Source organism: Pseudochrobactrum sp. AO18b, assembly GCF_000409565.1.
GTDB classification, from domain to species: Bacteria; Pseudomonadota; Alphaproteobacteria; order Rhizobiales; family Rhizobiaceae; genus Pseudochrobactrum; species Pseudochrobactrum saccharolyticum.
This window is the reverse complement of record NZ_ANNO01000177.1, coordinates 1-5322: the sequence shown is the minus strand read 5'-3', so window position 1 is coordinate 5322 and position 5322 is coordinate 1. Positions and strand designations below refer to the sequence as shown.

Here is a 5322-nt window from a genome sequence, read left to right as displayed (position 1 = left end):
GACGGAGGTCCCGTCAGGAAGTGCACGTAATTGAACCGCCATGCGCAACAATGCATAACCGGATGTAAGGAGGAGGAGCGCAAAACAAAAAGGAACGGTGAGACGATGAGGAAGGGGTTTCGATGCAAGGATCATAACGGCAAGGCCGATCTCGATCAGACCTGCCGAGATACCTACGCGCCACCGCTTGCTATGGACGACAAAGGCCGATGCCAACCGGAACACGCCATCGGTAAGAAACGCCAGACCAAACAGAATTGATGCGGCGATGTTATTGTCCCAGGGCACATCGAACACAACAAATGCGGCAAACAAGAATGCCATTCCGCGGAGGATGTCGATCCAGTGGTCCCGAGCGCCACGTGCGCAGGCAGCCGCAATTTCAACCACGCCTTCAATGATCAGGAATATCGCCAGCGTGTCGAGCACAACTGAAAGTCTACCGTCGCCGAGATCATAGAGAATACCAAAACCAAATAGTATCCAGATGCCACCGGCAGTTGCCAGGATCCACCACATTGGCTTGAGGGCTTGTGCGCCTAGCAACAGGAAAACGAGCCTGATCATGATTTTACCTCGGCACAGCGAGCGAAGACAAAAGTAGTTTACAGCTTTTGCAGGATACGCTCTTCATTCGAATGGTCTAGGGGCGCTGAATGTCATCGTTGTCCATGCGTTGCTGCTTTAGCATGCACTCGTCATACGTCGGTGTTCTACTCTTGATGCCAAGTTTGTCGCAGGCTCGCTGATAGTTTTCCCGTTCCATTCTAGTGTCTGGCAGACGGATACGGCGGTCGCGGCAACCGCGCCGCAAACAAAGACAGCTAGTCGTAAATAGACGCGAAATCTCCTTGCTCACGAAGGGCATGGGTCGGAAGAGTTCAGGGAAAAAGCTTCGTCTCGACGTTTTCAGAGATAAGCGAGCAGTGCAGCGTAATGGGCCTCTTTCGCACTTGCGAAAGAGCGCCGTCAATGAAGTCGCAACTCAGAATATTGTCCGGTCCAGACTTGCGGCCTGACGCGACGTTCAGATTGACTTTAACTGGTCCATTCACCCAATCGATACGCTTTACTTCCACTTTATCGCCCGAAATATGCACCTTTTGGCCTCTGCCGACAATCTCGACTGTTTCATCACTTGGAGAAAGACTGATCAGCCCGATTTCATTGACATGATTTGCCGCACTCTTCTTCGGATCACCATAGTAGCTGGCCAAGGCAATGATCGTTTCATGGTCAGCGGCCAACTTTGCTGCCGCTTTATCGGATAGCGCGATGGTGACATCGAATCCCATGTCGGGTCCAGCGGCCATGGCGGCGGTATTCAGACCCATGATTGCGAACAGCAAACTAGCAAATTGAATTTTCCAGCTCAGCATCACTACAGTCTCCATCGAACCGTTATCGTGTTGCAAGTCGTCATCGCCATGATAGCTCCATTCAGAGTTTACTGATCAACCCTATATAAAAAAGCACCGGGATAGCTAATTGAATACGGTGATCTACGTTGGGAATAGGGTGATTTTATTATAAAGATCAAGATCCTGATATTGCCGCGGTAAAGATTGTCAGTACTTTTGTCTGCTAGGATGACGTCTCTGCAGACGCATCAAGAAGTGACATGTGTGTGCGAATGGCGATAATTGGAGGAGACTCCGATATAGGTTAGGGTATTTAAGCATGAAGCCAAAGGTTTGGCATGGTCTTTTCCTGTCCGGGATAATAACGATTGCCAATATGTTCAGCGTCGGTGCCGTGACGGAAGCGCGTGCCGACAATTGCGATACACTTCAGACACAAAGTGAAATCACGGCCTGTTTTGGTGATGACGAAAAGGCAGCGGATTCCACATTAAACAAGCTTTACCAATCGCTCATGCATGAGCTATCCGATGCTGACAAGCAACGTCTTCGGGATGCTCAGAGAGCGTGGATCAGCTTTCGAGACAAGGAATGCACATTTCGTGTGGTACCCTATGCTGATGGATCGGTCGCGCCTTCGCTGACGGCAAGTTGCTTAGCGGCTCTTACTGCACAACGTGTTGTTGACTTGCGCCAGCAGGTGAACTGCGAGGAAGGCGATCTTTCCTGCGTTCCACATACGAATGCGGCAAAAAGCACAGTTCCGCTCAAATCCGCGCAGAAACAGACGTCGTCGCACGGAAATATGGATCAAGGGGCATGCAGTCAGGCTATTGGCCTTCAGAAGGCGAAAGAAATCGTCGATCGCTGTCTCGATATGTCGGGTTCCAGTCATCCCCCATGCAATGTTGAAAATAGTTGCAGTATGATGATTGAGGAGATCCGTCAAGGATGTGCTGCGAACGGTGCGGATGCACCAAAATATTGCGCAGACTATCGTTAGTCGGATAAGTCACCACGATTTACTGTGTCGGGTTTGGTCAATTGTAACTCGTATTATAATGAGGATTAGAAATGACAGCTTCTCGTGGAGTTAAATTGATCGCTGTCGCATCGCTGACAACGGTGGCACTGGGTGCAATGCATTCGATCGCACTTGCAGGTAGCGCTCGAATTAGTGCGATAAACGATGGAGGGCGAAGTGTTTTGCTTCCATTTTCGGTCACTTGCGAATATTCAGATGGAAACGAAAGCAATCCGGTAAATTACTCTGTTTGGACAGGGAGCTCAACGGTCGTGAGCGGATGCGATAAATTCGTTATCTATTATACCTCATCGCGCGGCGTAAAGTATGACTATGAGGTGTATCCCGGGCGTTCATATTATTTTGAATGGGCAGGAAACCACTGGGGGTTTTACGAAAACTAAGCCTTGCCTACTCGCAGTTGGCCGGCGAACATCCTGCTAATGCACGGCCGCAAGCTTCTAGAATGAAGATCGCTACAAACTCCATCTTTTCCTGATCAAACTTAAAGTGATCCATTTACTCGTGCGAGTTCAAACAAAAGAAAGCCCGTCAATGCTTCGATCTCCTTACGTAGCCCTGGCCGCATTGTTGGTAACAGCTTATCCGTTGGTGTCTCAGGCAGCTGACCCTTGTTCGGCGATTGATCAACGCCTTACGCATGATTTAAAAACACAATTTGCTCCACTCATCGCGAAAAGCCTCGACGGTGATGTTAAGTCTTCAAAGGTCGATATCGATTCCATAATGCGGTCAGGCACTTGGACGATTGTCCATGCTTCGACTCCTGTCGCTGATCCCGGTTATTTCTTCTTCGACTCCTCTACTGGTGATAACGTCTTCAAGGATGTCTGGAGCGGTATCGCCGAAAAGGTAGAAGCCCCTGAAATAGCAAGATGGGCTAGAAGTCTCGGTGCCAACAAGGCTATCTCGGCATGTTTTGCCGACACAGTTGCCGTGGTTGAGTGACAGTAAAAACAGATGTACTGGCATAAGCGATCAGTATTCATTTACGAGGGGACCGTGTTTCTTCACTGGCTCAAGCCGTCTGATGCTCGCGAACCAAAGCGGATTAAGCGTAAAAAGCTATGGACGGAGCTGCTTTGGGGTTACTCCCCAATATTTTCTCATAAGAGAGGTCATATGGCTCTGGCTGGCGAAACCACAAAGGGCCGCGATAGTGCGCAGTTCAAGTTGATTGTCTTTGATCATTTGTCTCGCATGCGCTAAACGCCGCTGCAGTATAAATTGGTGCGGGGGTATACCCGTTGTTTTGCGAAACGTTCGCACGAGGTGGCTCGGCGAGCAACCGGCAATAACTGCGAGCATGTCTATTGCCAGAGAGCTACTGATATTGGCGTCGATGAACTCTTCGATTCTGCGCACAACTAGCGGGGGGAGACCACCCTGGTGGCGCATTGATCTTTGCTGTACAGCAATGGAGGAGCGAGCGCGCAACATCTGCAGCCAGAATAAGACGTTCAGGGGCTCCATCGCATTCGCACTCGGTCCTTCAGGACGGATAAACTCCTGGTGCATAAGCTTAGCGATTGCTGACGATACTGGATCTGTAGCTCCTGGCTGCGTTGGAATCAACACAATATCGTCGTAGCCAAACTCCATACCTGCCAGCCGTTTGAGTCTGCATGGAGTTATTGTAGTTAGAATGCACTCTTTTTGTGCCTGCCAGCGCGCAAACATGTCGGTGCCAGCAGGAATGAGTTCAACCCCACCGGCAGGTGCATCGAAAACGGTCGTGCGGTCAGTGCCCACGGCTACCTCGCGTCGGAGCTGTGGTGTTGTGAGAATAAGTGCGAATGGTTCGGGTGTTGTGAATTTGATTTGGTTCGCGCCTGTCAAAGAATGCATAATCCCGCCATCTTCAACTTCGTGTACTTTGCCCCAGCTGGGCAGTGTCTGCAACCAAGACATGTAGCCCCACACTTCAACTTTATTAGCGAGCTTCACCCATACGTGTCATTTCAGTCTGAATTGGTTATAACGATCAATATTTTTTTGAAAAAGGGAAAGGCTTGAGTTATACACAGTTCGTGCCACATGATTGCCGATCCAGCTGCAATATTAAAACAAACTCAGATGGAAGTGAAGTTTGCTAGTGACTTGGGCGGCCATTCAAATGCAGCGGCAATTATAGCACGACCACTTTGTCAGCGTTGAGTTTCGGCAAATTTGTCAGTATTTTGGGAGCTGGCATTGTTCAACAATTTAGTGGCTGCTTGCTCGTCGAACTCGGAGGCCTCTATTCTCTAAAGCCTCCTTCGCGTAGAAAGGAGACTTCCTCGGTAGCTGTCTCGCGCCCCAACACGGAATTTAGATGCGGAAATCGGCCGAAGCGCTGGATAATATCTCGGTGTCCCTGGGCATGCGAAAGCCATTGTTCGCCAAGCTTGGCGTTGAGCAGCACGGAGACTTCCTGGTCAGCAATTTCTTCCGAATGAGCGAAGGGCAAGCAGAAGAATAAGCGCAGATCAGGCTCTACGCGCTCCATATGCCCGAGCGTCTGCGCCTGCCGTGCAAAGTTTCTCGCCAGCGGATCGGTCGCGTACATATGACCGGTACCGCGAAAGGCATTGCGCGGGAACTGATCAGTCAGGATCAACAGCGTCAGCGCGCCTTCTGGCGTTCCAATCCAGTCGTCACGCCGCCGTTTGGCGACCTCCATATGCAGGTGCAGGAAGCGTTCCCGGAACTCATCGTCGAAGCTTTTGTCCTTGTCGAACCATTGGCCTTCATTCCCGGCCTGTTTCCAGAAGCGGACAACATCCGAGATCAGCCCGGCATCCCTACGTTGCTGCTCCCTGGGGTTGGCGATCATGACGAAGCCTCCGGATTCGCACGTTTGCTTTTGTCGACAGCATTGCTATGTATCAGATCGCGGCCAGCATAGATGCCGCCAACCGTCTCGATTTCGAAGCG

At 50.5% G+C, this 5322-nt stretch carries 6 protein-coding genes and 1 pseudogene; 3 read left to right on the top strand and 4 right to left on the bottom strand.

Going from position 1 to position 5322, the window contains the following annotated elements; genetic code table 11:
- Positions 1 to 567, bottom strand: a pseudogene (locus A918_RS0107655) (DUF308 domain-containing protein); the annotation flags it as partial.
- Positions 568 to 881: 314 nt separating this feature from the next.
- Positions 882 to 1379, bottom strand: a complete 498-nt coding sequence (locus A918_RS0107650) for a hypothetical protein (RefSeq protein WP_156831409.1) — start codon at positions 1377 to 1379, stop codon at positions 882 to 884.
- Between the two features lie 301 nt (positions 1380 to 1680).
- On the opposite strand from A918_RS0107650, the gene A918_RS21305 reads away from it, so the two are divergent.
- The 3 genes from A918_RS21305 (at position 1681) to A918_RS0107640 (ending at position 3354) form a co-directional block, all read left to right on the top strand.
- Positions 1681 to 2364: a lysozyme inhibitor LprI family protein gene (locus A918_RS21305; protein ID WP_022710490.1), complete on the top strand. Its 684-nt coding sequence runs from the start codon at positions 1681 to 1683 to the stop codon at positions 2362 to 2364.
- A gap of 71 nt (positions 2365 to 2435) precedes the next feature.
- Positions 2436 to 2789: a hypothetical protein gene (locus A918_RS21770; protein WP_156831408.1), complete on the top strand. Its 354-nt coding sequence runs from the start codon at positions 2436 to 2438 to the stop codon at positions 2787 to 2789.
- Positions 2790 to 2895: 106 nt separating this feature from the next.
- Positions 2896 to 3354 (top strand): hypothetical protein, encoded by a 459-nt coding sequence (locus A918_RS0107640; RefSeq protein WP_022710489.1) that lies wholly within the window; start codon positions 2896 to 2898, stop codon positions 3352 to 3354.
- A 117-nt stretch (positions 3355 to 3471) separates the two neighbouring features.
- On the opposite strand, the gene A918_RS0107635 is transcribed toward A918_RS0107640, so the two are convergent.
- A complete protein-coding gene (locus A918_RS0107635; protein WP_022710488.1) occupies positions 3472 to 4353 on the bottom strand; it encodes an AraC family transcriptional regulator in 882 nt (293 codons plus the stop codon).
- A gap of 292 nt (positions 4354 to 4645) precedes the next feature.
- Positions 4646 to 5221, bottom strand: coding sequence for a DUF924 family protein (locus A918_RS0107630; RefSeq protein WP_022710487.1), 576 nt, complete (start codon positions 5219 to 5221; stop codon positions 4646 to 4648).
- Between the last annotated feature and the right edge of the window lie 101 nt (positions 5222 to 5322).